General features: G+C 64.9%; 23 protein-coding genes. 18 read left to right on the top strand and 5 right to left on the bottom strand.

The window, feature by feature from the left end; translation table 11 throughout:
* The first annotated feature begins 4 nt into the window (after positions 1–4).
* The 13 genes from fdx (at position 5) to ACQ5BL_RS10400 (ending at position 12,181) form a co-directional block, all read left to right on the top strand.
* Positions 5–343, top strand: coding sequence for an ISC system 2Fe-2S type ferredoxin (gene fdx / locus ACQ5BL_RS10460; protein WP_015478501.1), 339 nt, complete (start codon positions 5–7; stop codon positions 341–343).
* Between the two features lie 14 nt (positions 344–357).
* Entirely contained in the window at positions 358–558 is a 201-nt protein-coding gene (gene iscX / locus ACQ5BL_RS10455) for a Fe-S cluster assembly protein IscX (RefSeq protein WP_207887487.1), read from the top strand.
* 250 nt (positions 559–808) lie between these two features.
* Positions 809–1,240, top strand: a complete 432-nt coding sequence (gene ndk, locus ACQ5BL_RS10450; RefSeq protein WP_243806208.1) for a nucleoside-diphosphate kinase — start codon at positions 809–811, stop codon at positions 1,238–1,240.
* 27 nt (positions 1,241–1,267) lie between these two features.
* Positions 1,268–2,419 (top strand): 23S rRNA (adenine(2503)-C(2))-methyltransferase RlmN, encoded by a 1,152-nt coding sequence (gene rlmN / locus ACQ5BL_RS10445; protein ID WP_207887486.1) that lies wholly within the window; start codon positions 1,268–1,270, stop codon positions 2,417–2,419.
* 16 nt (positions 2,420–2,435) lie between these two features.
* A complete protein-coding gene (pilW, locus tag ACQ5BL_RS10440; protein ID WP_207887485.1) occupies positions 2,436–3,194 on the top strand; it encodes a type IV pilus biogenesis/stability protein PilW in 759 nt (252 codons plus the stop codon).
* Positions 3,191–4,222 carry a helix-turn-helix domain-containing protein gene (locus tag ACQ5BL_RS10435; RefSeq protein WP_243806206.1) on the top strand — a complete coding sequence of 344 codons (1,032 nt, stop codon included), beginning with the start codon at positions 3,191–3,193 and terminating at the stop codon, positions 4,220–4,222. Before pilW ends, ACQ5BL_RS10435 begins: the two co-directional genes overlap by 4 nt.
* Position 4,223: 1 nt before the next feature.
* Complete coding sequence (gene ispG, locus ACQ5BL_RS10430) at positions 4,224–5,336, top strand: flavodoxin-dependent (E)-4-hydroxy-3-methylbut-2-enyl-diphosphate synthase (RefSeq protein ID WP_243806204.1); 1,113 nt, start codon at positions 4,224–4,226, stop codon at positions 5,334–5,336.
* Between the two features lie 18 nt (positions 5,337–5,354).
* Positions 5,355–6,644: a histidine--tRNA ligase gene (gene hisS, locus ACQ5BL_RS10425; RefSeq protein WP_243806203.1), complete on the top strand. Its 1,290-nt coding sequence runs from the start codon at positions 5,355–5,357 to the stop codon at positions 6,642–6,644.
* Positions 6,645–6,669: 25 nt separating this feature from the next.
* The gene (locus ACQ5BL_RS10420; RefSeq protein ID WP_207887481.1) at positions 6,670–7,314 is read left to right on the top strand and encodes a YfgM family protein; all 645 of its coding nucleotides are present in this window, start codon (positions 6,670–6,672) and stop codon (positions 7,312–7,314) included.
* A 1-nt stretch (position 7,315) separates the two neighbouring features.
* The gene (bamB, locus tag ACQ5BL_RS10415; RefSeq protein WP_207887480.1) at positions 7,316–8,458 is read left to right on the top strand and encodes an outer membrane protein assembly factor BamB; all 1,143 of its coding nucleotides are present in this window, start codon (positions 7,316–7,318) and stop codon (positions 8,456–8,458) included.
* 225 nt (positions 8,459–8,683) lie between these two features.
* Positions 8,684–10,171: a ribosome biogenesis GTPase Der gene (gene der / locus ACQ5BL_RS10410; RefSeq protein ID WP_243806201.1), complete on the top strand. Its 1,488-nt coding sequence runs from the start codon at positions 8,684–8,686 to the stop codon at positions 10,169–10,171.
* A gap of 79 nt (positions 10,172–10,250) precedes the next feature.
* Positions 10,251–11,399, top strand: a complete 1,149-nt coding sequence (locus ACQ5BL_RS10405; RefSeq protein ID WP_243806199.1) for a pyridoxal phosphate-dependent aminotransferase — start codon at positions 10,251–10,253, stop codon at positions 11,397–11,399.
* On the top strand, positions 11,387–12,181 hold the full coding sequence (locus ACQ5BL_RS10400) for an amidohydrolase (protein WP_243806197.1): 795 nt from the start codon (positions 11,387–11,389) through the stop codon (positions 12,179–12,181). The genes ACQ5BL_RS10405 and ACQ5BL_RS10400 overlap by 13 nt, the downstream gene beginning before the upstream one ends.
* Before the next feature lie 170 nt (positions 12,182–12,351).
* Here ACQ5BL_RS10400 and ACQ5BL_RS10395 read toward each other — a convergent pair whose 3' ends face one another.
* The gene (locus tag ACQ5BL_RS10395) at positions 12,352–13,305 is read right to left on the bottom strand and encodes an aldo/keto reductase (protein WP_243806195.1); all 954 of its coding nucleotides are present in this window, start codon (positions 13,303–13,305) and stop codon (positions 12,352–12,354) included.
* 349 nt (positions 13,306–13,654) lie between these two features.
* Here ACQ5BL_RS10395 and dapA point away from each other — a divergent pair, with 349 nt between their 5' ends.
* Entirely contained in the window at positions 13,655–14,521 is an 867-nt protein-coding gene (gene dapA, locus ACQ5BL_RS10390) for a 4-hydroxy-tetrahydrodipicolinate synthase (protein WP_243806193.1), read from the top strand.
* 67 nt (positions 14,522–14,588) lie between these two features.
* Positions 14,589–14,921 (top strand): DUF5629 family protein, encoded by a 333-nt coding sequence (locus ACQ5BL_RS10385; protein WP_207887474.1) that lies wholly within the window; start codon positions 14,589–14,591, stop codon positions 14,919–14,921.
* 41 nt (positions 14,922–14,962) lie between these two features.
* Here the strand turns inward: ACQ5BL_RS10385 and ACQ5BL_RS10380 are convergent, their stop codons facing one another.
* From ACQ5BL_RS10380 to leuA, 4 genes are all read right to left on the bottom strand, one after another.
* Complete coding sequence (locus tag ACQ5BL_RS10380) at positions 14,963–16,201, bottom strand: OprD family porin (protein ID WP_243806191.1); 1,239 nt, start codon at positions 16,199–16,201, stop codon at positions 14,963–14,965.
* Between the two features lie 81 nt (positions 16,202–16,282).
* The gene (locus ACQ5BL_RS10375) at positions 16,283–17,653 is read right to left on the bottom strand and encodes a spinster family MFS transporter (RefSeq protein WP_243806189.1); all 1,371 of its coding nucleotides are present in this window, start codon (positions 17,651–17,653) and stop codon (positions 16,283–16,285) included.
* A 260-nt stretch (positions 17,654–17,913) separates the two neighbouring features.
* Positions 17,914–18,396, bottom strand: coding sequence for a hypothetical protein (locus tag ACQ5BL_RS10370; RefSeq protein ID WP_243806187.1), 483 nt, complete (start codon positions 18,394–18,396; stop codon positions 17,914–17,916).
* A gap of 73 nt (positions 18,397–18,469) precedes the next feature.
* Positions 18,470–20,140: a 2-isopropylmalate synthase gene (gene leuA, locus ACQ5BL_RS10365; RefSeq protein ID WP_207887470.1), complete on the bottom strand. Its 1,671-nt coding sequence runs from the start codon at positions 20,138–20,140 to the stop codon at positions 18,470–18,472.
* A 399-nt stretch (positions 20,141–20,539) separates the two neighbouring features.
* On the opposite strand from leuA, the gene ACQ5BL_RS10360 reads away from it, so the two are divergent.
* From ACQ5BL_RS10360 to ACQ5BL_RS10350, 3 genes are all read left to right on the top strand, one after another.
* Positions 20,540–21,043, top strand: a complete 504-nt coding sequence (locus ACQ5BL_RS10360; RefSeq protein ID WP_243806185.1) for a DUF2946 domain-containing protein — start codon at positions 20,540–20,542, stop codon at positions 21,041–21,043.
* Positions 21,044–21,150: 107 nt separating this feature from the next.
* Positions 21,151–23,244, top strand: a complete 2,094-nt coding sequence (locus tag ACQ5BL_RS10355) for a TonB-dependent copper receptor (protein ID WP_430293115.1) — start codon at positions 21,151–21,153, stop codon at positions 23,242–23,244.
* Positions 23,245–23,293: 49 nt separating this feature from the next.
* The gene (locus ACQ5BL_RS10350) at positions 23,294–24,664 is read left to right on the top strand and encodes a PepSY-associated TM helix domain-containing protein (protein ID WP_430293114.1); all 1,371 of its coding nucleotides are present in this window, start codon (positions 23,294–23,296) and stop codon (positions 24,662–24,664) included.
* Positions 24,665–24,755 lie beyond the last annotated feature (91 nt).

The raw sequence follows: 24,755 nt of genomic DNA, 5'->3' as shown, positions 1-24,755 counted from the left end.
CAAGATGCCGCAGATCGTATTTCTGCCGAACGCCGAACATTGCCCGGAAGGTGCGGTGATCGAGGCCCAGCCGGGCGAAACCATCATGAAGGCGGCGCTGCGCAACGGCATCGAGATCGAGCACGCCTGCGAGATGTCCTGCGCCTGCACCACCTGCCACGTCATCGTGCGCGAAGGCTTCAATTCCATGGAGGCTTCCGACGAGCTGGAGGACGACATGCTGGACAAGGCCTGGGGTCTTGAGCCGGATTCGCGCCTGTCCTGCCAGGCCGTGGTGGGTGAAGAGGATCTGGTGGTCGAGATTCCGAAGTACACCATCAACCAGGTTTCCGAAGGTCACTGAGCGGAGCGCCAACGATGAGTCTGAAATGGGTTGATGTGCTCGAAATCGCCATCCAACTGGCCGAATCCAAGCCGGATGTCGATCCCCGCTACGTGAATTTCGTCGATCTGCACCGCTGGGTGCTGGCATTGCCGGAATTCAGCGACGATCCCTCCCGGGGCGGCGAAAAGGTCCTGGAGGCCATCCAGGCCGCCTGGATCGAAGAGCTCGACTGAGGGCGCGCGGCACGCTTGCCGCGTACCCATTTGTCATGAACCCGCGTATAATTCGCGGGTTTTATCTTTAGGTGTGCTGTCGAAAAATTCCCGAGGGAATTTCTTCAGCTGCCGTCCCCGCGCAGTCGGAGGCGGTCCCGCGCCGCCGCCCGCCGGGCGTCGCCCGCGGCAAACCCTTGAATCACAGGAGCTCCTGGCCAACGCCAGGGGCTTCTTGGCTTTACCAACCTTGCTTTCCGGAGTTATTTCCATGGCCCTGCAACGTACCTTCTCCATCATCAAGCCCGACGCTGTTGCCAAGAACGTCATCGGCGAAATCCTGACCCGCTTCGAAAAAGCCGGCCTGCGCGTTGTCGCTTCGAAGATGATTCAGCTGTCCGAGCGCGAAGCTGGCGGTTTCTACGCCGAGCACAAAGAGCGTCCCTTCTTCAAGGACCTGGTTGCCTTCATGACCTCCGGTCCGGTCGTTGTTCAGGTTCTGGAAGGCGAAGACGCCATCCTGCGCAACCGTGAGCTGATGGGCGCCACCGATCCGAAGAAAGCCGACGCCGGCACCATCCGCGCCGACTTCGCCGTTTCCATCGACGAGAACGCCGTACACGGTTCCGACTCGGAAGCTTCCGCTGCTCGCGAAATCGCTTACTTCTTCTCCAGCACCGAGGTGTGCGAGCGCATTCGCTGATTTCGGCGAATGAGCGAGGGTGAATCCATGACTGCTGATACCGCTGTAAAGGCCAACCTGCTGGGTATGACCAAGCCCCAGCTCGAGGAATTCTTCGAGTCCATCGGTGAAAAGCGCTTCCGCGCCGGCCAGGTGATGCAATGGATTCACCACTTTGGCGCCGTCGATTTCGACGCCATGACGAACGTCGGCAAGGCCTTGCGCGAAAAGCTCAAGGCCGTTGCCGAAATTCGTCCCCCGGAGATCGTCAGCCAGGACATTTCCTCTGACGGTACCCGCAAGTGGGTGGTGCGCGTGGCCTCGGGCAGTTGCGTCGAGACCGTGTACATCCCGCAAGGCGGCCGCGGCACCCTGTGCGTGTCGTCCCAGGCCGGTTGCGCGCTGGACTGCAGCTTCTGCTCCACCGGCAAGCAAGGCTTCAACAGCGACCTGACCTCCGCCGAGATCATCGGCCAGGTGTGGATCGCCAACCAATCGTTCGGGACCGTCCCGGGCAAGATCGACCGTGCCATCACCAACGTGGTGATGATGGGCATGGGCGAGCCGCTGCTGAACTTCGACAACGTCGTGAGCGCCATGAGCATCATGATGGAAGACCTCGGCTACGGCATTTCCAAGCGCAAGGTGACCCTCTCCACCTCCGGCGTGGTGCCGATGATCGACAAGCTCGCCGAGGTGACCGACGTGTCCCTGGCCCTGTCGCTGCACGCACCGAACGACGAACTGCGCAACAAGCTGGTACCGATCAACAAGAAGTACCCGCTGGATATGCTGCTCGATGCCTGCTATCGCTACATCACGCGCCTGGGCAAGGAGCGCGTGCTGACCGTCGAGTACACCCTGCTGGCCAACGTCAACGACCAGCCCGAGCATGCCGAGCAACTGATCGCATTGCTCAAGGATTTCCCTTGCAAGATCAACCTGATTCCGTTTAATCCGTTCCCGCATTCGGGTTACGAGCGGCCGAGCAACAACGCCATCCGCCGTTTCCAGGACATGCTGCACAAAGGCGGCTTCAATGTAACGGTGCGTACCACCCGTGGTGACGACATCGATGCTGCCTGTGGTCAACTGGTGGGCCAGGTGATGGACCGCACCCGCCGCAGCGAACGCTATATCGCCGTCCGCCAGCTGGCGACGGAAAATGAGCAGGCGTCGAACGCCGCCGATCGAAACTGACCTGGGGAGGATTCCGATGACCCTGCGCGCCGCGCTGTTCATGCTGTTGGCAACCGTGCTGACGGGTTGCGTGACGTCTGGTAAACAGGATCCTCTGAAAACCGAAAAGGGCCGGGAAGAGGCACGTGATGCCTACGTCCAGCTGGGTATCGGCTACCTGCGCGGTGGCAATGCCGAGCAGGCCAAGGTCCCGCTGCGCCAGGCGCTGGAACTGGACCCGTCGAGTGCCGACGCTCACGCTGCACTGGCTGCGGTCTACCAGACCGAGATGGAGCCGCAGCTGGCCGAGACCGAATACCGCAAGGCGCTTTCGTCCCGTTCGGACGATGCGCGCATCCTGAACAACTACGGCGGCTTCCTGTTCGAGCAGAAACGCTACAAGGAAGCCTACGACGTCTACATGAAGGCCGCCGAGGATGGCCTGTATCCCGAGCGTTCGCGCATCTTCGAGAACCTCGGGCTGGTCAGCCTGCAGCTCAAGCAGCGCGAGCAGGCCAAGGAATATTTCGAGAAGGCCATTCGCCTCAATCGCAATCAGCCCAGCGCGCTGATCGAGATGGCCGAACTCAATTACCAGGATCGTCAGTACGTTCCTGCGCGAGCCTACTACCAGGAATACCTCAAGCAGGGCCCGCAGACCGCGCGCAGCCTGCTGCTGGGCATTCGACTGGCGAAGATTTTCGACGACCGGGATACCGCTGCCAGCTACGGGCTGCAACTCAAGCGCCTGTATCCCGCTTCTCCTGAATACCAGGCATACCAGGCGGATAAATGATGAGTACGTCGCAGTCCGATGTCATCGGCACGACCCGCGCCAACCCTGGCGACACCCTGCGCCAGGCGCGCGAAAACAAAGGTTGGAGCGTTGCCCAGGTTGCGGGCCAGCTGAACCTGACCGAGCACTCCCTGCGCCAGTTGGAGCAGGGCTCTTTCGACCAGTTGCCGGGCCACACCTTCGCCCGTGGCTACGTCCGCGCCTACGCCAAGCTGCTGGGCATGGACCAGGGGCAGATGGTCCAGGCATTCGACCAGTACACCGGCACCGACGCCACCGGCAGCAACGTGCACAGCCTCGGCCGAGTGGTCGAGCCGGTACGCCTGTCGCGCAACCTGCTGCGTCTGTTCAGCCTGGTGCTGCTCGCCCTGCTGATCGGCTTTGGCTACTTCTGGTGGCAGGAGCGTGCTGCCCGCACCGCCGAAAGCGGCAGCCTGAACATGGAACATGTCGAGGTCGAGAGCGCCGACGGCACCACCGAAATCCATACCCTCGACGAGCCGGAAGACCAGGCGGTTGCCGAAGATCAGGCCAACCCCTCGACCGTGCCTGCCGAACCGGCCGGTGATAACGCGGCTACCGAGGCTCCGGCCGAGGGCACGCCGCCGGTTGCCGCCGCTCCGGCAGTTCCTGGGGCGCCTGTCGCCACCGAGGCTGCTCCGGCCGCGCCCGTGCAGCAACCCGCCGCCCAGCAACCGGCCGTCCCTGCCGCGCCGGCTGCCCCGGTGGAAGCCGCGCCGGCTGCTCCGACGGCCCCGGTTGCCGCTCCAGTAGTTGCCGCCGCCGGCCAGGGTGTGGTCAAGATCCAGTTCACCGAGGACTGCTGGACCCAGGTCACCGATGCCGATGGCAAGGTCCTGTTTGGCTCGCTCAAGCGCAAGGGTGACACCCTGGAGCTGGCAGCCAAGGCTCCGGTTCAGCTGCGCCTGGGCTTTGCCCGCGGTGCGCAGGTCAGCTACAACGGCCAGCCGGTCGAAGTGACACCGGCGCGCGGCGGTACCGCGCGCCTGACGTTGGGTGGACAGTAAGATGCATTGCGAGTCTCCGATCAAACGTCGCCCGTCCCGCAAGATCTGGGTGGGTAACGTGCCGGTGGGTGGGGATGCCCCCATCGCCGTGCAGAGCATGACCAACACCGATACCCTGGATGTGGCCGCCACCGTGGCCCAGATCCGTCGCCTGGAAGACGCCGGCGCCGACATCGTGCGCGTCTCCGTGCCGGACATGGACGCCGCCGAGGCCTTCGGCAAGATCAAGCAGCAGGTCAAGGTTCCGCTGGTCGCCGACATCCACTTCGACTACAAGATCGCCTTGCGCGTAGCCGAGCTGGGCGTCGACTGCCTGCGTATCAACCCGGGCAATATCGGTCGCGAAGACCGGGTGAAAGCCGTGGTGGATGCCGCCCGCGATCGCAATATCCCGATCCGGATCGGCGTCAATGCCGGTTCCCTGGAGAAGGACCTGCAGAAGAAGTACGGCGAGCCGACCCCGGAAGCCCTGCTGGAATCGGCCATGCGTCACGTGGATCACCTCCAGCGCCTGGACTTCCAGAACTTCAAGGTCAGCGTGAAGGCCTCCGACGTGTTCATGGCGGTGGCCGCCTACCGCCTGCTGGCCAAGGAAATCGAGCAACCCCTGCATTTGGGCATCACCGAAGCCGGTGGCCTGCGTTCGGGCACCGTGAAGTCCGCCGTGGGCCTGGGCATGCTGCTCGCCGAAGGTATCGGCGACACCATCCGCATCTCGCTTGCCGCCGACCCGGTGGAAGAGATCAAGGTCGGCTTCGACATCCTCAAGTCGCTGCGCCTGCGCTCCCGTGGCATCAACTTCATCGCCTGCCCGAGCTGCTCGCGGCAGAACTTCGATGTGGTGAAGACCATGAACGACCTGGAAAGCCGTCTGGAGGATCTGCTGGTTCCGCTGGACGTCGCTGTGATCGGCTGCGTGGTCAACGGCCCCGGCGAAGCCAAGGAGGCCCACATCGGCCTCACCGGCGGCACGCCGAGCAACCTGATCTACATCGACGGCAAGCCGGCGCAGAAGCTGCAGAACGAAAACCTGGTGGATGAGCTGGAACGGCTGATCCGCGAAAAAGCGGCCGAGAAGGCCGAGGCCGACGCCGCACTGATCGTGCGCGGCTGACCGCAACAAGGACCCTACGTGAGCAAGTCCCTGCAAGCCATCCGTGGCATGAACGACATCCTGCCGGAGCAGACTCCGGCCTGGCGCTATCTGGAAAGTACCTTTGCCGAGCTGCTCGATGGCTACGGCTACAAAGAAATCCGCATGCCGATACTGGAGTTCACCGAACTCTTCGCCCGCGGCATCGGCGAAGGCACCGACGTGGTCGACAAGGAGATGTACACCTTCCTCGATCGCAACGGCGAATCCCTCACCATGCGTCCGGAAGGTACCGCTGGCTGCGTGCGCGCCGTGCTCGAACATGGTCTTTCCGGTGGTGGCCAGGTGCAGAAGCTCTGGTACACCGGCCCGATGTTCCGCTACGAGAAGCCGCAGAAGGGCCGCTACCGCCAGTTCCACCAGATCGGCGTGGAAGTCTTCAACCTGCCCGGCCCGGACATCGACGCCGAGCTGATCATCCTCACCTGGCGGCTGTGGCAGAAGCTGGGCATGGCCGATGCCGTGACCCTGCAGCTCAACACCCTGGGTTCCAGCGAAGCCCGCGCGCGCTACCGTGACGCGCTGGTCGCCTATCTCCAGGATCGCTTCGACCAGCTCGACGAAGATAGCCAGCGTCGCATGACCACCAACCCGCTGCGTATCCTCGACAGCAAGGTGGAAAGCACCCAGGCCCTGCTGGTCGGCGCGCCGACCCTGCACGACTACCTGGACGAAGAGTCGCTCGCCCACTTCGAGGGCCTGAAGGCGCGCCTGGATGCGGTCGGCCTGCGCTACGAGATCAACCAGAAACTGGTGCGTGGCCTGGACTACTACTGCCGTACCGCGTTCGAGTGGGTCACCGAGAAGCTCGGCTCCCAGGGCACCGTGTGCGGCGGGGGCCGCTACGACGGCCTGGTCAGCCAGTTCGGCGGCAAGCCGACGCCGGGCGTAGGCTTCGCCATGGGCGTCGAGCGCCTGGTGCTGCTGCTGGAAACCCTGGGCCTGGTGCCCGAGGAACTCAGCCGTCCGGCTGACCTCTACCTCTGCGCCTTTGGGGAGGCGGCCGAGCTCGCCGGCCTGAGCCTGGCCGAGCGCCTGCGTGACGCCATCCCCGGCGTGCGCCTGCTGGTCAATGCCGGCGGTGGCAGCTTCAAGAGCCAGTTCAAGAAGGCCGACAAGAGCGGTGCACAGTTCGCAATGATTCTGGGTGACGACGAACTGGCCAACCGCGTGGTAGGTTTCAAGCCCCTGCGTGGCGAGGGCGAACAACAGAACATCGCCTGGGACGCTCTGCCCGAGCACCTGGCAGCCTGCCTCAAGCAGGCTTGAGAACCGAGCGGATAGGAGTATTGGGGTGAGTACGCGTACCGAAGAAGAACAACTGGCGGACATCAAGGACTGGTGGCAGCGCAACGGCATGCCCCTGCTGACCGGTGCCGCTCTGGCGCTGGTGGTGGTGTTCGGCTGGCAGGCCTGGAAGAAGTACCAGAACAATCAGGCCCAGGGTGCCTCGGTGATCTACCAGGCCCTGCTGGAAACCGCCCTGAATCCCGCCGGCAAACCGGATACCGCCAAGGTCGCCGAGCTGGCCAACAAGCTGACCAGCGAATACGCCGGCACCCCGTACTCCCAGTATGGCCGCCTGTTCGTCGCCAAGGTCGCGGTGGACAGCGGCAAGCTGGACGACGCCGTTCTGGAACTCAAGGCCATCGTCGACAAGCCGGTGGACGTCACCCTCGGTGAGCTGGCTCGCCAGCGCCTGGCCCGTGTGCTGAGCGCCCAGGGCAAGGCCGAGGAAGGCCTGAAGCTGCTCGACGGCAGCGTCGACAAGGCTTACGTTGCCACTCGCGAAGAACTGCGCGGCGACCTGCTGGTCCAGCTCAAGCGTGACGACGAGGCGCGCAGCGCCTACGAGAAGGCCAAGGCCGCTCTGCCGGAAGACGCCGCCGTCGGCGCCCTGCAGATGAAGCTCGACGACCTGGCCAAGGGAGACGCCTGACATGCTGCGCTGGAAACATGCCGCGCTGCTCGCGCTGACCCTGTTGGCCGTGGGCTGCAGCAGCAACAGCAAGAAAGAACTGCCACCGGCGGAGCTCACCGATTTCAAGGAAGAGGTCCGTCTGGAGAAGCAATGGAGCCGTTCGGTCGGTGACGGCCAGGGCGAGCTGTACAACCTGCTCGAACCGGCAGTGGATGGCCAGACCATCTACGCCGCGTCCGCCGAAGGCCGGGTCATGGCGATCCAGCGCGAAAGCGGCGACGTACTGTGGAAAAAGGATCTCGACCTGCCGATTTCCGGCGCCGTTGGCGTAGGCAACGGGCTGGTCCTGCTGGGCACCATGCGGGGCGACGTGATCGTCCTGGACGCCGGCAGCGGCGAGCAGAAGTGGCGCGCCAAGGTCACCAGCGAAGTGCTGGCCGCCCCGGCCACCAACGGCGACGTGGTGGTGGTGCAGACCCAGGACGACAAACTGGTCGCCTTCGATGCTGCAACCGGCAACCAGCGTTGGCTCTATGAAGGCACCGTACCGGTGCTGACCCTGCGTGGCACTGGCGCTCCGCTGATCGATGGCCGTCTGGCGCTGGCGGGTCTCGCCAGCGGCAAGGTCGTCGCCGTGGACGTGCAGCGTGGTCTTCCGGTGTGGGAGCAGCGTGTGGCCATCCCGCAGGGCCGTTCCGAACTGGACCGCGTGGTCGATATCGACGGCGGCCTGCTGCTGGCCGATGGCGTGCTTTATGTCGCCAGCTACCAGGGCCGTGCCGCGGCGCTGGACGAGAGCACCGGCCGTGTACTCTGGCAGCGTGAAGCCTCCAGCTACGTCGGCGTTGCCGAAGGTACCGGCAGCGTGTTCATCAGCCAGGCCACCGGCACTGTGGAAAGCCTGGATTCCCGCGGCTCGTCCTCGCTGTGGAGCAACGATGCCCTGGCTCGCCGCCAACTGTCCGCTCCGGCCGTGTTCTCGAGCAACGTGGTGGTCGGTGACCTGGAAGGTTACGTGCACCTGCTGAGCCAGGTGGACGGTCGTTTCGTGGGCCGCGAGAAGGTCGACGGCGACGGTGTACGGGTTCGCCCGCTGGTGGTCGGCAACTGGATGTACGTGTTCGGCAACAGCGGCAAGCTGGTCGCCTACACGCTCCGCTAAGCTGAGTGTTACTGCCGGCCGCTGCCGTCTTCACGGCAGCGGCCGTCGTGTTTTCTGGGAGTCTGGCCACGATCTGCTGCGCGTCGGCGGAACTGCGTTGAAATTAGCCTCAAAATGCTCATTTACATTGCGTAAACTGCGCTTTTTCGGCTGATTTCGCCTTGTTCCGCTCTAGCTCGCGAGATCGTGGACAGCCTCTGAAATTCAAATTTCCTGGAGAGCCGCATGGTTCCCGTAATAGCCCTGGTGGGCCGCCCGAACGTCGGCAAGTCCACCCTGTTCAACCGCCTGACCCGCACCCGTGACGCCATCGTCGCCGAGTACGCAGGGCTCACCCGTGACCGCCAGTACGGCGAGGCCAAGTGGCAGGGCAAGAAATTCATCGTCATCGATACCGGCGGTATCTCCGGTGACGAAGAGGGTATCGACGCCAAGATGGCCGAGCAGTCGCTGCAAGCCATCGAAGAGGCCGACGCCGTCCTGTTCATGGTCGACTCCCGCGCCGGCCTCACCGCCGCCGACGAGATGATCGCCGAGCACCTGCGCAAGAAGAACAAGCGCAGCTTCCTGGTGGCCAACAAGGTCGATACTGTCGATCCGGACATCGCCCGCGCCGAGTTCAGCCCGCTGGCGCTGGGCCACGCGATCCCGATCGCCGCCGCCCACGGCCGTGGCATCACCCAGATGCTGCAGGAAGCCCTGGGCGAGATGTTCGCGCCCGAGCCCGAGGCGCCGGAAGACAACGACCTGCCGAGCGAGCTGGAAGAGGTCGCCGAGGGCCAGGAAGCCAAGCGCATCCCCGGCCCGAGCGAGAAGGATGGCATCAAGATCGCCATCATCGGCCGCCCCAACGTTGGCAAATCCACCCTGGTCAACCGCATGCTTGGTGAAGAACGGGTGATCGTGTACGACCAGGCCGGCACCACCCGCGACAGCATCTACATCCCCTTCGAGCGCAACGAAGAGAAGTACACCCTGATCGACACCGCCGGCGTGCGCCGTCGCGGCAAGATCTTCGAGGCGGTGGAAAAGTTCTCCGTGGTGAAGACCCTGCAGGCGATCCAGGACGCCAACGTGGTCATCTTCGTCATGGACGCCCGCGAAGGCGTGGTCGAGCATGACCTCAACCTGCTCGGCTTCGTGCTGGAGACCGGCCGTGCGCTGGTCATCGCGCTGAACAAGTGGGACGGCATGGAGTCGGCCGAGCGCGAGTACGTGAAGACCGAACTCGAACGCCGGCTGATGTTCGCCGACTTCGCCGACATCCACTTCATCTCCGCGCTGCACGGCACCGGCGTCGGCCACCTGTACAAGTCGGTACAGGACTCCTTCCGTTCCGCCGTGACCCGCTGGCCCACCAGCAAGCTCACGCAGATCCTCGAAGACGCCATCCAGGTGCACCAGCCGCCGATGGTCAACGGTCGTCGCATCAAGCTGCGCTATGCGCACCTGGGCGGTGCAAACCCGCCGCTGATCGTGATCCACGGTAATCAGGTGGACGCGGTGCCCAAGGCCTACACGCGTTATCTGGAGAAGACCTACCGCCGTGTGCTGAAGCTGGTCGGTACGCCGATCCGCATCGAGTACAAGGGCGGCGACAACCCGTTCGAGGGCAAGAAGACCCAGCTCACCGAGCGCCAGGTCAACAAGAAGCGCCGGCTGATGTCGCACCACAAGAAGGCCGAGAAGAAGAAGAAAGACAAGCGTAAATAACGCTGTCGGACTTCAGGCGTAAGGCTGTAGGCGATAGAGTAGGGCCTCCCTCTCATCGCCCGCAGCCTGTAGTCACGCCATGCTCACCAGCAAACTGCCGAACGTCGGCACCACCATCTTCACCCGCATGTCCCAGCTCGCCGCCGAATGCGGTGCGCTGAACCTCTCCCAGGGTTTCCCCGACTTCGACAGCCCCGCGCCATTGCTCGAAGCCGTCGCCCGCCACGTGATGGTCGGGCACAACCAGTACAGCCCGATGACCGGCCTGCCGGCCCTGCGCGAACAGGTCGCTGCCAAGGTCGCCAGTTTCTATGGCCGCAAGGTCAGCGCCGATGCCGAGGTGACCATCGTCCCGGGCGCGACCGAAGGGATTTTCTGCGCGGTGCAGGCGCTGATCCGCCCGGGCGACGAGGCCATCGTCCTCGATCCCTGCTACGACAGCTATGAGCCCTCGGTGGAGCTTGCCGGCGGCCGTTGCGTGCATGTGCCGCTGAGCCTGCCGGACTTCCGCATCGACTGGCAGCGCATGGCTGACGCCATCACGCCGCGCACCCGCCTGATCTTCCTCAACAGCCCGCACAATCCCAGCGGCGCGCTGATCGACCGAGCCGACCTGGACCGCCTGGCCGCGTTGATCCGCGACCGCGAGATCTATGTCATCAGCGACGAGGTCTACGAGCACCTGATCTATGACGGCGTGCAGCATGCCAGTGTGCTGGCCCACGACGAACTGTACCCGCGCGCCTTCGTGATCAGCTCCTTCGGCAAGACCTACCACGTCACCGGCTGGAAGACTGGCTACGTAGTGGCGCCGCCGGCGCTGTCGGCGGAAATGCGCAAGATCCACCAGTATGTGAACTTCTGTGGCGTGACCCCGCTGCAGTGGGCGCTGGCCGACTTCATGGCCGCGCACCCCGAGCACCTGCACGAGCTGCCGGGCTTCTACCAGGCCAAGCGCGACCTGTTCTGCGACCTGCTGGAAAGCTCGCGCTTCCGCTTCCAGCGTGCCGCCGGCACCTACTTCCAGGTGGTCGATTACTCGGCGATTCGTCCGGACCTGGACGACGTCGCCATGTCCGAATGGCTGACCCGCGAGCACGGCGTGGCCGCCATCCCGGTCTCGGTGTTCTACCAGCAGCCCCCGGCGGACATGCGCCTGGTGCGCTTCTGCTTCGCCAAGAAAGAGGAGACGCTGCGCCAGGCGGCGGAAAGACTATGCGCGATCTGAGCCAACTGCCCGACCTGAAGCTGGCCCTGGTGCAGACCACGCTGGTCTGGCACGACGCCAGGGCCAACCGCGAGCGCTTCGACGCGCTGCTGGAAAGCGCCCGTGGTGCGGACGTGGTGATCCTGCCGGAGATGTTCACCACCGGCTTTTCCATGGACTCCGAGACGCTGGCCGAGGCAGAGGAGGGCGAGACCTACGCCTGGCTGCGTGGGCAGGCCGCGAAGCTCGACGCCGTGGTCTGCGGCAGCGTGATCATTCGCGCCGCCGATGGCAGCCATCGCAACCGCCTGCTCTGGGCTCGCCCGGACGGCGAGGTGAAGCACTACGACAAGCGCCACCTGTTCCGCATGGCCGGCGAGCACAAGCACTACACACCGGGCGAGCAGCAGGTGCTGCTGGAGTGGAAGGGCTGGCGGATTCGCCCTCTGGTCTGCTACGACCTGCGCTTCCCGGTGTGGAGCCGCGATGCCCAGGACACCGACCTGCTGCTCTACACCGCCAACTGGCCGGCCGCGCGTCGCCAACACTGGAACCGTCTGCTGCCGGCACGGGCCATCGAAAACCTCTGCTACGTCGCGGCAGTCAACCGGGTGGGCGAGGACGGCAAGGGTCACGCCTATTCCGGCGACAGCCAGGTGCTGGACTTCCAGGGCGACAACCTGCTGGCAGCCGGCAGTGCGGACGGTGTGTTCCATGTTGCCCTGAGCGCGGGGGAGCTGGCGGCCTACCGCGAGCGCTTCCCGGCCTATCTCGACGCGGACGAGTTCGAGATCCGAAGTTAACCGGATGCCAATCGCGGACGGAGTCCGCTCCTACGAAAGCGTCATGCCCCGTAGGAGCGGACTCCGTCCGCGATGTTTCCTCCCCGCTCAACAGGCCGTAGCGGAGCTGCCCTGTAGGAGCGGGCCATGCCCGCGATCGCGCGCATGGCGCGCTCCTACAGGGAGCGTTATCAATACGCGCTGGCGGTATTCAGTCGCTGGATCGCCTCGTCACTGAGCTTCAGGTCCACCGCCGCGATCAGGTCCGGCAACTGCTCCAGCTTCGACGCACTGGCGATCGGCGCGGTGATGCTCGGCCGCGCTATCAGCCAGGCCAGGGCGACCTGCGTTGGCGTCGCGTTCAGCTCTCCGGCCACTTCTTCCAGCGCATCGATGATGGCGAAGCCGCGCGCGTTCATGAAGTTCTTCACCTTGTAGCCACGCACGCTGCTCTTGTTCAGGTCGGCCCCGCTGCGGTACTTGCCGGTGAGAAAGCCCGCCGCCAGGGAGTAGAAGCTGATCACCCCGAGCCCCAGCTGCTGCACCGTCGGTTCCAGGTTGGTCTCATAGTTGGCGCGGTCGTAGAGGTTGTAGTTGGGCTGCAGGCTCTGGTAATGCGGCAGCTTCAGGTGGTCGCAGACGGCATGCGCCTCGCGCAGGCGCCGGGCATCGAGGTTGGAGGCACCGATCACGCGCACCTTGCCGTTCTCCACGGCCTCGGCGAAGGCGCCCATGGTTTCCTCCAGGGAGGTATGCGGATCGTCGCAGTGGGCCTGGTAGAGATCGATGTAGTCCGTCTGCAGGCGCCTGAGCGAGCGTTCCAGGGCTTGCTCGATGTACACCGCCGACAGGCCCTTGTGGCCATTGCCCATGTCCATACCGACCTTGGTGGCGATCTGCACCTGGTTGCGCTTGCCGGTCTTCTTCAGCCACTTGCCGATCAGGGCTTCCGACTCGCCGCCGACGTGTCCCTCCACCCAGCGCGAATACACGTCGGCCGTGTCGATGCAGGTGATCCCGGCGTCGACAATCGCATCCAGCAGGCGGAAGGAGGTGGCTTCGTCCGCCGACCAGCCGAACACATTGCCGCCGAACACCAGGGGTGGAATGACCAGTCCGGACTGGCCCAGTTCGCGATCTTTCATCTGTCGAGTCTCCCCCGGCTGCAAGGTGGTCGAACCAGCATAGACCCTAGGACACGGTTGACAGGCGCCTAGGACCTTGCGCAGTATCGGTGGCCTGATTTCCCACACGCCAATTGCCCATGCTTGCCAACCTCGACTCCTCGCTGCCGCTTCCGGGCTTTTCTGCCCAGGCCGGCGCATGCGTCGTGATTGCCAAGAAATCGAAGAAACAGTCGCTCATTTGACCGGGGCGTGCTGTCCCGTCAGATGGGCTGACAGGACACAAGGCGCACGGTCTGGAACACCCCCCGCTTGATTCCCGCATCCCTCCCTGACGGCGACCAGACGGTCAGCCACAAGGAGTTTTTGCATGTCTACGTTTCGAGGAATCTGGGTGGCCCTGGCCACGCCCTTCCGTGCCGGGGAAGTCGACTTCGCCGCACTGCACACCCTGGTCGCCCGGCTGCTGGAAGACGGCGTTGCCGGCTTCGTGGTCTGCGGCACCACCGGGGAGGCAGCGGCACTGAGCCATGAGGAGCAGCTCGCCGTCCTCGATGCCGTGTTGCAGTGGGTACCGCCGCAGCAGGTGATCATGGGCCTGGCGGGCAACAACCTGCGCGAGCTGCTGGCTTTCCAGCAGGAGATCCAGCGTCGTCCGCTGGCCGGTCTGCTGGTGCCGGCTCCGTACTACATCCGGCCGTCGCAGGCGGGCCTGGAGTCGTTCTTCCAGGCCGTTGCCGATGCCGCCAGTGTGCCGGTGGTGCTTTACGACATTCCCTACCGCACCGGCGTGCGCATCGAGCGCGAAACCCTGCGGCGCATCGTGCGCCATCCGCGCATTGCCGCGATCAAGGATTGCGGCGGCGACCTGGAGACCACCCTGGCCTTGATCGCCGATGGCCAGGTCGAGGTGCTGACGGGCGAGGACCTGCAGATCTTCAACAACCTCTGCCAGGGCGGGGCCGGGGCGATTTCCGCATCCGCCCATGTGCGTGCCGATCTTTATGTGCGGATGCAGCGTCAGGTGGAGTCGGGCGACCTGGCAGGCGCGCGGGCGACCTTCTTCCGCCTGCTGCCGTGGATCCAGGCCGCGTTCGCCGAGCCCAACCCCGCGGCGGTCAAGGCGGCGCTGGCTCTGCAAGGGCTGATCGTCGATGAACTGCGCGAGCCGATGCAGCCCTGCGCTCCGGCCACTGTCGAGCGGCTGCGTGGCGTGCTGGCAGCACTGGCTGATTAGGAGGAGAGGAGGGCCGGCAATGGGTTTTGCTCTATGATGATGGCCTGCCCATTGCCGAGTGCCCGCCATGACCACGACTCCCTACCTGCTGGATCAGCTGGAAACCGCCGACATGCTGTTGATCGACGGTCTGCACGCCTGGCAGTTCGAGCTGAACGAGTCGCTGCTGGACCAGGCCGATGCGGCCGCCCATGCGGACCAGCCGTTCGCCAGCGCAGAGGTGGTGCTGCTGATCGAATCCATCGACGGCCGTGACCGTCGCCAGTGGGCCTTCACCTACAACGAGGTGATGGAGGCGCGCTACCAGGCCGGCGAAGAGAGTTGGGTGCTGCACTCCGGCGAGCAGGAGCACCGCCTGTGTTGCCTGGGCGCCGTGACCGCCAGCGGCGACGACGAGTAACAGACGAAAGCCCCGCCAGGGGGCTTCCGCATTTCCGGGGTTCAGAACGCCAGCGGATAGCTGGTGATGAAGCGCACCTCGTCGTAATTGCTGGAGTAGCTGCTGCGGACCGTGGAGGTGCGCATCAGGAACGACAGCGTCTTCAGCGGTCCGCTCTGGATCGTGTAGCCGATATCGCTATCGCGCTCGTACTCGTGGCCGTCGCCCTGCCCCGGCCGCGCGATGTCGGTGCCTTTGGTGTAGCGCGTCATCAGGGTCAGGCCTGGCAGGCCGAGGCTGGCGAAGTCGTAGTCGTAGCGCAGCTGGTAGGAGCGTTCCTGGGCCCAGAAGAAACCACCATTGGTGACCCAGTTGACCAGGTACGGCTGCGGGGTGTTGCCCAGCAGCATGGGGAACATGTCTTCGCCAAGCATGCGCTGGTAGGTGGCCGAGAGCGTGTGGCCGCCGTGCTTCGCGCCGAGCCGTGCGCCGTAGGCGCGGTTGTCGATACGCCCGGCCAGCGCCTGCCCTGATTCCTCGTTGTGGAAGTAGCTCAGGGTGCCGAGCAGCGCGGTGTTCTCGCCCACTGGTTGCTTGAAGTTGGCGCCGACGTAGTGCTGGTCGTAGATGTCCTCGAGCTGGGCGAAGTAGTAGCTGGTGGACAGGCCGGGCGTCCACTGCGCATCGACGCCGCCCAGGTTCAGCTTGTTGCTGTCCTGGCTGGCGGGGCGGGTGGCCAGGTAGAACGACTCGCGGTCGCTGGAGGCGCGGGTGCTGGTGTTCCAGAGCTGAGCGGCGGTGAACCTGAAACGATCCGACTCCTTCGACTCCAGCATTGCGCCCTGGAAGGTCTGCGGCAGCACGCGCACGTCGTCCTGGAAGATCACCGGCAGGCGCGGCTCCAGCAGGCCGACCTTCAGCGTGGTCTTCGAATAGCGCAGCTTGAGCGTGGCGCCGCCACGGCTGAAGTCATCCACCGGCTCGCCGGTGCTGCGATCGTAGGGCAGGTTGCTGTCGTTGCTGGTGCCGGCGCCGCCGTCGAGCTTCAGGGCGTAGAAGCCGGTGAAGTCCACGCCGACGCCGATGGTGCCTTGGGTAAAGCTCGAGCTGAACCTCGCCAGCACGGCTTGCGACCAACTGCCCGCCTGGGATTGCGGAGCGTTTTCCTGGCGATAGTCGCGCAGCATGTAGAAGTTGCGCAGGGTGGTGTCCAGGCGGCTGTCGTCGATCAGGTCGGCCTGGGCGCAGAGGGGCATCAGCGCGCTGGCAAGCAGCGCACCGGCAAAGCGATTACGGAACATCGTCATCTCCTGGGCGCCGTTCGCCGGGGCGCGGGGCGCTGCGCCGGCGAACGGGCGTACGTCTTGTCGAGGCGGGCGCGATCAGTTCGCGGCGGCGGTGCTGTCCAGCGGCATGGCTTCAGGCTGAGCCGTCTGCTCCTGGCCAAGGCTGCGGCGGAAGTGCTTGCGACCGCTGCCCAGCAGCCACAGGCAGAGCAGCCCGGCGAGGGTGACGATGATGCCGATGGACGAGCCGACAGCCTTCGGGTCCTTGAAGTACTGGTCGGTGAGCAGCGCCACCAGGGTGGTGCCGACACCCAGGCCGATCAGGTTGGAGACCAGCAGGAACAGCGCTGACACCTGCGCGCGCAGGCGATTGGGCGTCAGCACCTGCATGGCGGCCGCCGAGGTGGAGATGCAGAAGGCACAGAAGAACATCGCGGGGCCCATCAGCAGCACCGACAGTTGCAGGCTGCCGGCGGTCACCGAGCCGATGACGAAAGGAATGGTGCAGGCGGCGCCGAGCATGCCGCTGATCATCGCGGCGTCGCTGCGTCCGCGCTTCTGCAGCACGTCCACCAGCCAGCCGGCGCAGAACACTCCGGCGGTGTTGAGCACCAGCAGGATGCCGCCGAGGATGTAGCCCACCTCCAGCGGCGTCAGGCCGTACTGGCGGATGTACATGGCCGGCGCCCAGCCCATCAGCGCGTACTGGCACATGGCGAAGAAGGAAAAACCCAGGTAGTGGCAGGTGAAGGCCGCTCGGTGGCGGCGCAGGAAGCGCAGGCCGTCGCCGATGCTTGCCTTGTGCTCCGGGTTCGCTACCTTGCGCGCCGGATCGCGGATGGTCAGCGCGATCAGCAGCGCCACCAGCACGCCGGGCAGGCCGACGATGAAGAAGGCGATCTGCCAGGAGCGCACCGGACCCAGCCAGCCCAGGTCGATGGCCGGCACGTCGCGCAAGGCCTCGATCACATAGCCGCCGACGAGGAAGGCCAAGCCGCCGCCGAGGAACGCGCCCATGGAGTACAGCCCCAGCGCACGGCCGAGTTTTTCCCTGGGGAACAGGTCGGCGAGCATCGAGTAGGTCGCCGGTGTCAGCGCGGCCTCGCCGACGCCCACGCTCATGCGAGCCAGGAACATCTGCAGGAAGTTCTTCGAAAGCCCGCACGCGGCGGTGGCGAAACTCCAGAAGGCCACGCCGATGGCGATGATCTTCACCCGCGAGGAGCGGTCGGCGAGATACGCGATGGGCAGGCCCATGAAGGCGTAGAACAGCGAGAAGGCCAGCCCGCTGAGCAGGCTGAACTGGGTATCGCTGATCTGCAGGTCGGCTTTGATCGGCTCGATCATCAGCGAGAGGATCTGCCGGTCAACGAAGGAGAAGATGTACGCCACCATGCACAGCACGACGACATACCAGGAATAGCGCGAAGCACGGACGGATTGCGGGTGTGGGGATTGCGGGGTCACGGTTACTGGCTCCTAAAGCGGGTGAAGGCAGATGGCCAAGCACATCGAGCTCGTTGTTGTTGTAGGTAACCAGGCGCCTCTGTACGCAAGGCAGGGGCAGCCGAAAGTGTCTGATTGCGTGACACGTTTTTTTGTTTGCCTGCCGCTTTCACGACAGTGCACGCAAGACTAGGGAAGGGGAGGGGCGGGGGTAATCGGGGCGAGTACCAGCATTGCGGAGACTTCCCCCTAGGGTGCTAGGGGGAATCTTTAGGCGGCAGTCAAAGTTCTGCGCCGAGGACGTAGACCAGGAAGAGCGAGACGGCGAGGATCGCCGCGATGACGGCGAGCAGGAACAGCAGGCTGACGCCGAATGCGCGCCAGTTCGAGCGCCACTGGCCGCCAGCAGCGTGGTGGCGCTCCACGGCAACGCCGAAGGTCTGCTTGGCGAAGTAGTACATGCCGACGACTGTGCCGACGGCGATGGGCGTGCCGGAAGTGTTTTCCGGCAGGAAGTAGCCGATCACGAAGATGGCGAGGGTCAAGCCGATGCCCATCAGCCAGATATTGCGGGATTCGTGGCTGCGGCCGAGTGCCTTGAGGTTCTGCACCATGACCCAGGCGCCGGCGAGGGGCGTACCGAAGAAGGTGGCGATACCGACGGCGGCGAGGCGATAGAAGGGGGCGCCCGTCGCGGTGGTCGCTGCGTCCTGGAGAGTGGCAGCAGGCGTCTGGAAGGGATTGTCCTGTGGTGTGGCCGGCATGTTTTCGCTCCTTCGAAAACAGCCCCGGACGCACAAGGCGTCCGGGGCAAAGGGGACAGCGGTGCTACCAGGCTTACGCGGCTTTCGCGTGGCCCAGCGTCACGGCGCGGTTCAGGGCGCTGAACAGCGCACGGAAGCTCGCGGTGGTGATGTTTTCATCGATGCCGATGCCGTGCAGCGAACGACCACCCTCGACGCGCAGTTCGATGTAGGCGGCCGCGCGGGCATTGGTGCCGGCGCCGATGGCGTGCTCGTTGTAGTCCATGATCTCGACCTCGACCGGCAGCGAGGCGACCAGGGCTTCCAGAGTGCCCTTGCCCTTGCCGTGCCAGCGGTGCTGTTCGCCCTTGTGGGTGACGTCGATGTCGATGGCGCAGATGCCGTTCTCTTCCTGCAGGCGGTAGCTCTTCAGTCCGAACGGGGAAACGGCCTGCAGGTACTCGTTCTGCAGCAGGTTGTAGATCTGCTCGGCGGTCATCTCCAGGCCCAGGCGATCGGTCTCGTTCTGCACGACCTGGCTGAACTCGATCTGCATGCGGCGCGGCAGGCTGATGCCGTACTCCTGTTCCAGCAGGAAGGTGATGCCGCCCTTGCCGGACTGGCTGTTCACACGGATCACCGCTTCGTAGCTGCGGCCGATGTCCGCCGGGTCGATCGGCAGGTACGGCACTTCCCACACGGCATCGTCCTTCTGCTGGGCGAAGCCCTTGCGGATGGCATCCTGGTGGGAGCCGGAGAAGGCGGTGTGGACCAGGTCGCCAACGTACGGATGACGCGGGTGCACCGGAATCTGGTTGCACTCTTCCACCACCTTGCGCACGGCGTCGATGTCGGAGAAGTCCAGCTCGGGGTCGATGCCCTGGGTGTACATGTTCAGCGCCATGGTCACCAGGCACAGGTTGCCGGTGCGCTCGCCGTTGCCGAACAGGCAGCCTTCGACGCGGTCGGCGCCGGCCATCAATGCCAGTTCGGACGCAGCCACACCAGTACCACGGTCGTTGTGGGTGTGCAGGCTGATGATCACGCTGTCGCGCTTGTTGATCTGGCGGCCGAACCATTCGATCTGGTCGGCGTAGTTGTTCGGGGTGGCGCACTCGACGGTGGCGGGCAGGTTGAGGATCAGGCGGTTGGCCGGGGTCGGCTGGAACACGTCGATCACCGCATTGCACACCTCGACGGCGAAGTCGGTCTCGGTGGAGCTGAAGACTTCCGGCGAGTATTCGAAGCCCCACTGGGTTTCCGGCGCGGCTTCGGCCAGGCGCTTGATGGTCTGGCCGGCGGCCACGGCGATGGCTTTGACGCCGGCCTTGTCCTGGTTGAAGACGATCTTGCGGAAGCTCGGCGCGCAGGCGTTGTAGTAGTGGACGATGGCCTTCTTCGCGCCCTTCAGGGACTCGAAGGTGCGCTCGATGAGGTCGTCGCGGGCCTGGGTCAGCACCTGGATGGTGACGTCATCGGGAATGTGGCCGCCCTCGATCAGCTCGCGCACGAAGTCGAAGTCGGTCTGCGAGGCGGACGGGAAGCCCACTTCGATTTCCTTGAGGCCGACCTGAACCAGGCACTTGAAGAAGCGCATCTTCTTCTCGGCGTCCATCGGCTCGATCAGCGACTGGTTGCCGTCGCGCAGGTCGGTGGACAGCCAGATCGGTGCCTTGTCGATGATCTTGTCCGGCCAGGTGCGGTCGGGCAGGGTGATCTGGGTGAACGGACGGTATTTCTTCGACGGATCTTTCAACATGCTCATGAGCGGAATCCTTGTACTTTCTGGCCAGCGGGCCTGCGCGAAAAAGATGAAAAGAGGCGAAACCGGGGAAGAGGGCTCAGCCACGCAGTCGCGGGCTGACCAGGCGCAGGCAGGCGTGTTGGCGAAGCAGGATGAGGGTGTGTGCGGTTTTCATGAGTGCCAACCTAATGGCCTTGGAGGTCGATGGCAAGCATTCGTTAAAAATTGGTAGAAAATCTCTGTGCGCCAGATTAAGTGATAAAAAAATTGCTGAAATATTTATGTTTTAGCAATTTTTATTAGAGGTGCTCGCTGTGCTTAACTGATTCTGCGTCTACGTGCCGCAGCGAAGCTGCGGAACTCCGTGCGATCATTGTCCGCCCGCTCCTGGCGGGGGCTTTCCATCCGCAAGGACATTTCGTGACCCGTCGCACCCGACAAGGCCGCTACCGACAAGGCATAGGAACCTGGCTGGCGCTGTTCGCCATGCTGATGATCTATGTCGGCCCGCTGGTATCCCAGTCGCTGCCGATGGATCACCCTATGCCCATGGACCACCCCATGCCGATGCAGCATGGGATGTCCCAGTCGCACGGCGAGGGCATGCAACACGGCCAGGCCATGGCGCACGACATGGCCGGCATGGACGAGCTGGCCTGCTCCGACGGCCATCATGCTGCTGACCATCAAGCCGCCCCGGTTTCCCAGGGCAAGCAGCCGCTCAGCGCCGACGCCTTCATGGAGAAGTGCGGCTACTGCAGCCTGCTGATCCACAGCCCGCCGCTGACCCCGCCGCCGGTCCTGATCGACCACGGCCTGCCCGGCGCCGCTACGCCGGTCGCGCAGTTCGGTACTTCTCGCATTCCCGCCTCGCCGGTCTTCCCCGGCGCCCGTTCCCGCGCTCCACCGGCCCTGATCGGCTGATCCCCTATCCCGAATCCATCGACCGCAGGCGCGGATGACCGCTTCCGCCTGCGCGCCGTGCGTGTCCGCATGGAACGGGCGTTATCACCGATCATGGAATAAATGGAATGTCCCGCATGCCCCTGCGCCGTCGGCCCCGTGCCGTCGGCTTGCGCGCCCTGTGCGCGCTGACCGCCCTTGGCGGTCTCACTGCCGTCCCGGCCCTGGCCGAGGATGACGATCACGCCACCCACGCGGTGGAGCTGGAGCCCAGTGTCATCACCGCCGTGGCACAGAGCTCGCCGCTCACCGTGGTCACCGACCCAAAGCAGCCGCGCCAGCCGATCCCCGCCAGCGATGGCGCCGACTACCTCAAGACCATCCCCGGCTTCTCCGCCATCCGTAACGGCGGCACCAACGGCGACCCGGTGCTGCGCGGCATGTTCGGCTCGCGCCTGAACATCCTCACCAACGGCACCACTATGCTTGGCGCCTGCCCGGCACGGATGGATGCGCCGACCTCCTATATCTCGCCGGAGACCTATGACAGGCTCACCGTGGTGAAAGGCCCGGAGAGCGTGATCTGGGGCCCCGGCGCTTCGGCCGGCACCATCCGCTTCGACCGCGAGCCCGAGCGCTTCGGCGAGCTGGGCTCGCGGATCAACGGCAGCCTGGTGGGCGGCTCCAACGGTCGCTTCGACCGCGTGCTGGACGCCGCCGCGGGTGGCCCCGAAGGTTATCTGCGCTTCACCGGCAACAAATCCCAGTCCGATGACTACCAGGACGGTGCCGGCGATACGGTGCCCTCGCGCTGGAACAAGTGGAACGGCGACGTCGCCGTGGGCTGGACGCCGGACGCCGATACCGTCGTCGAACTCACCGCCGGCAAGGGCGACGGCGAAGCGCGTTACGCCGGGCGCGGCATGGACGGCTCGCAGTTCAAGCGCGAGAGCCTCGGCCTGCGCTTCGAGAAGTCCAACCTCGGCGAGGTGCTCGACACGCTGGAGGCGCAGGTCTACTACAACTACGCCGACCATGTGATGGACAACTACAGCCTGCGTACGCCCTCGGGCTCCGGGATGATGGCCGGCCCCATGGCCTCCAACGTCGACCGCCGTACCCTGGGCGGACGCCTGGCCGCCACCTGGCGCTGGGATGACTTCAAGCTGGTTTCCGGTGTCGACGCGCAGACCAACGAACACCGCGAACGCAGCGGCATGGGCATCGATACCTACGATGACCAGCCGTGGAACAAGGACGCGGTCTTCCACAACTACGGCGCTTTCGGCGAGCTGACCTGGTACGCCGCCGAGCGGTCCCGCGTGATCAGCGGCGCGCGCCTGGACCGCGCCTCGGCCAAGGACTACCGGCAGACCACCGGGTCGGGCCACATGACCCAGCCCAACCCCACCGCCGACGACACCCGCGCCGATACCCTGCCCAGCGGCTTCCTGCGCTACGAACACGATCTGGCCGATACGCCGACCACGCTGTACGCCGGCCTTGGCCATGTGCAGCGCTTCCCCGACTACTGGGAGCTGTTCTCCCCCGACAGTGGCCCGGCCGGCTCGGTCAACGCCTTCGACAGCATCAAGCCGGAGAAGACCACCCAGCTGGACTTTGGCGCGCAGTACGAGGACGAGAAACTCAAGGCCTGGGCCTCCGGCTATGTCGGGGTTATCGACGACTACATCCTCTTCGAGTACAGCGACGGCATGATGGGCATGACGTCCCAGGCGCGGAACGTCGACGCCCGCATCATGGGGGGCGAGCTGGGCGCGGCCTATGCGCTGACCTCCAACTGGACCACCGATGCGACCCTGGCCTACGCCTGGGGCAAGAACACCACTGACGACCGCGCCCTGCCGCAGATGCCGCCGCTGGAGGCGCGCTTCGGCCTGACCTATGAGCAGGATGTCTGGAGCGCCGGTGGCCTCTGGCGGGTGGTGGCGCGCCAGGGCCGGGTCGCCGACGGGCAGGGCAACGTGGTCGGCTATGACTTCGAGGAAAGCCCCGGTTTCGCAGTGTTCTCGCTCAATGGCGCTTACAAGCTGAGCCAGCACTTCAAGGTCAGCGCCGGCGTCGACAACCTGTTCGACAAGGACTACGCCGAGCACCTGAACCTGGCGGGCAATGCCGGCTTCGGCTACCCGGCGGACAACCCCGAAGCGATCCATGAACCGGGGCGCACGCTCTGGACCAAAGTGGACTTCTCCTTCTGAACCTGACTGGCCCCGCCAGTCGGGGCCTCCTTGCGTGGGGACATTACGAATGCAGAAGAAACCATTCGATTTCTACAACCTGGCCTGGCGCTGGCACTTTTACGCCGGGCTGTTCGTCGCGCCGTTCATGATCCTGTTGTCGATCACCGGGATCATCTACCTGTTCAAGCCGCAGCTCGACCCGCTGATGTACAGCGACCTGCTGCAGGTAAAACCCGGCGAGGTGCGGCTGTCCGCCGATGAGCAACTGATGCATCTGCGTCACCAGAACCCGCAGTTGCAGGTCAGCCAGTACCTGCCGGCGCCGGCCGCCGACCGCAGCGCCCAATTCGTTGCCCAACTGGATGGGCGCGAGGTGAACGCCTTCGTCGACCCCTACAGCGGCAAGCTGCTCGGCCTGCAGGACGCCAAGTCCAACCTGCAGTCGGTGGCTCGAGCGCTGCACGGCGAGCTGATGATCGGAACCGTGGGTGACCGGCTGATCGAGCTGGCCGCCGGCTGGGGCATCGTGCTGGTGGTGTCCGGCCTCTACCTGTGGTGGCCGCGCAAGCGTTCGCTGCGGGTGCTGCTCTGGCCGGACCTGTCGCGCCGCGGTCGTGCGCTGTGGCGCGAGGTGCACGTGGTGGTCGGCTTCTGGGGCTCGCTGCTGATGCTGTTCATGCTGCTCACCGGCATGACCTGGACCGGCTTCTGGGGCAAGACCTTCGCCGACGTGTGGAACCGCTTCCCGGCGCCGATGTGGAACGAGGTGCCGAAGTCGGACCTTGAAGCGCGCACGCTTAACGAGGCGCACCGCCAGACCATTCCCTGGGCCATGGAAAACACCCCCATGCCGATGTCCGGTGGCGCCCACGCCGAGCACATGGCCCACGGCGCCGGCGGCATGGCGATGCCGCAGATCAGCCTGCAGCAGGTGGTCGATACCGCCGACCGGGCCGGCGTCACGCCGGGCTACGTCATCGCCCTGCCCAAGGGCGAGCAGGGCGTGTTCACCGTCTCGGTGTTTGCCGACGACTCGCGTAATGACGCCACCCTGCACATCGACCAGTACACCGGCAAGGTGCTCGCCGACGTGCGCTGGAAGGATTACGGGCTGGTGGCCAAGGGCGTCGAGTCCGGCGTGATGCTGCACGAAGGCAAGATGTTCGGCCTGTTCAACCACCTGCTGATGCTCGCCGTCTGCCTGATGATCCTGCTCAGCGCGGTCAGCGGCCTGTGGATCTGGTGGAAGCGCCGCCCGCAGGGCCGTCTCGGCGTGCCGCCGATGCCCCATGCGCTGCCGGTGTGGAAGGGCGGGGTGGCGATCATGCTCATTCTCGGCGTTGCCTTCCCGCTGGTGGGCGTGTCGTTGCTGCTGGTGTGGGTGCTGGATTGGGCCGTGCTGTCGCGGATCAAGCCGCGAATCCCGGCCATGGGCTGATGTGTGCGTTGTTTCAACCTGACGCCTGCCGCGAGGCAGGCTATGCTGCGGCGCGATCGTTTCGCCCGCGGCCCGATGTTTTCCCGCCGCT

It is taken from the genome of Pseudomonas sp. B1-22 (assembly GCF_050474425.1).
GTDB lineage: Bacteria > Pseudomonadota > Gammaproteobacteria > Pseudomonadales > Pseudomonadaceae > Pseudomonas.
Note: the sequence above shows the minus strand (reverse complement) of the source record. Positions and strands in the feature narration are given on the sequence as shown.

Coding starts and splice junctions, on each gene's coding strand:
- der (WP_243806201.1), top strand. CDS start 8,684: ATGGTTCCCGTAATAGCCCTGGTGGGCCGCCCGAACGTCGGCAAGTCC.
- rlmN (WP_207887486.1), top strand. CDS start 1,268: ATGACTGCTGATACCGCTGTAAAGGCCAACCTGCTGGGTATGACCAAG.
- ACQ5BL_RS10380 (WP_243806191.1), bottom strand. CDS start 16,201: ATGTTCCGTAATCGCTTTGCCGGTGCGCTGCTTGCCAGCGCGCTGATG.
- ACQ5BL_RS10395 (WP_243806195.1), bottom strand. CDS start 13,305: ATGAAAGATCGCGAACTGGGCCAGTCCGGACTGGTCATTCCACCCCTG.
- pilW (WP_207887485.1), top strand. CDS start 2,436: ATGACCCTGCGCGCCGCGCTGTTCATGCTGTTGGCAACCGTGCTGACG.
- ACQ5BL_RS10400 (WP_243806197.1), top strand. CDS start 11,387: ATGCGCGATCTGAGCCAACTGCCCGACCTGAAGCTGGCCCTGGTGCAG.
- ndk (WP_243806208.1), top strand. CDS start 809: ATGGCCCTGCAACGTACCTTCTCCATCATCAAGCCCGACGCTGTTGCC.
- ACQ5BL_RS10350 (WP_430293114.1), top strand. CDS start 23,294: ATGCAGAAGAAACCATTCGATTTCTACAACCTGGCCTGGCGCTGGCAC.
- ACQ5BL_RS10355 (WP_430293115.1), top strand. CDS start 21,151: ATGTCCCGCATGCCCCTGCGCCGTCGGCCCCGTGCCGTCGGCTTGCGC.
- bamB (WP_207887480.1), top strand. CDS start 7,316: ATGCTGCGCTGGAAACATGCCGCGCTGCTCGCGCTGACCCTGTTGGCC.
- fdx (WP_015478501.1), top strand. CDS start 5: ATGCCGCAGATCGTATTTCTGCCGAACGCCGAACATTGCCCGGAAGGT.
- iscX (WP_207887487.1), top strand. CDS start 358: ATGAGTCTGAAATGGGTTGATGTGCTCGAAATCGCCATCCAACTGGCC.
- ACQ5BL_RS10405 (WP_243806199.1), top strand. CDS start 10,251: ATGCTCACCAGCAAACTGCCGAACGTCGGCACCACCATCTTCACCCGC.
- ACQ5BL_RS10370 (WP_243806187.1), bottom strand. CDS start 18,396: ATGCCGGCCACACCACAGGACAATCCCTTCCAGACGCCTGCTGCCACT.
- dapA (WP_243806193.1), top strand. CDS start 13,655: ATGTCTACGTTTCGAGGAATCTGGGTGGCCCTGGCCACGCCCTTCCGT.
- ACQ5BL_RS10385 (WP_207887474.1), top strand. CDS start 14,589: ATGACCACGACTCCCTACCTGCTGGATCAGCTGGAAACCGCCGACATG.
- ACQ5BL_RS10435 (WP_243806206.1), top strand. CDS start 3,191: ATGATGAGTACGTCGCAGTCCGATGTCATCGGCACGACCCGCGCCAAC.
- leuA (WP_207887470.1), bottom strand. CDS start 20,140: ATGAGCATGTTGAAAGATCCGTCGAAGAAATACCGTCCGTTCACCCAG.
- ispG (WP_243806204.1), top strand. CDS start 4,224: ATGCATTGCGAGTCTCCGATCAAACGTCGCCCGTCCCGCAAGATCTGG.